Genomic DNA, 564 nt, shown 5'->3' on the forward strand with positions numbered 1-564 from the left:
CCATGGACCTGTTCGCGCTGCGCTACTGGAAGCCGACGACGTGGTCAAAACCCGACCTCCTCGCATTGCTTCCGGGCCTAGTCGTCGGCATCGGGCTCGGCGCCTACGTTTTGAAAGGCTTCGATCGTCACGCGATTGAAATCGCAATGGCTGCGATTACTATTCTCTTCGCGGGCCTGTGGTGGCGCGGGGGCAATCCCGTCACCGAACGGCCTCGCTCGCTTCCCAAGGCAATCGTGGCGGGCACAGCTTCGGGCGTCACGACGATGGTGGCCCATTCCGGCGGTCCGCCGCTCGCGATGTACCTTCTCCCGCTGGGCTTGCCGAAGCAGATCTACGCAGGCACCACAAGCCTATTCTTCACAATAGGCAATCTCATGAAAGCCGCCCCCTGGCTGATGGTCGCTCCGCGTTCGTCTTCGTTCTGGGGGCTCATGTTGCTCTGCTTGCCCGCCGCAGGGCTCGGCGTCTGGGCAGGTTGGCATCTTCATCAACGGCTCGATCAGGCTCAACTTTACCGCGCCTGCTACGCACTCCTCACGATCACGGCCGTCAAGCTGCTCT

Annotated in this window: 1 protein-coding gene; it reads left to right on the forward strand. The window is 62.1% G+C overall.

Annotation, left to right across the window (positions count from 1 at the left end; translation table 11 throughout):
* On the forward strand, nt 1-564 hold a 564-nt coding region (locus AC629_RS44550; RefSeq protein WP_143199975.1), incomplete at both ends, for a sulfite exporter TauE/SafE family protein.

The organism is Bradyrhizobium sp. NAS80.1 (genome assembly GCF_001908205.1).
Classification (GTDB): Bacteria; Pseudomonadota; Alphaproteobacteria; order Rhizobiales; family Xanthobacteraceae; genus Bradyrhizobium.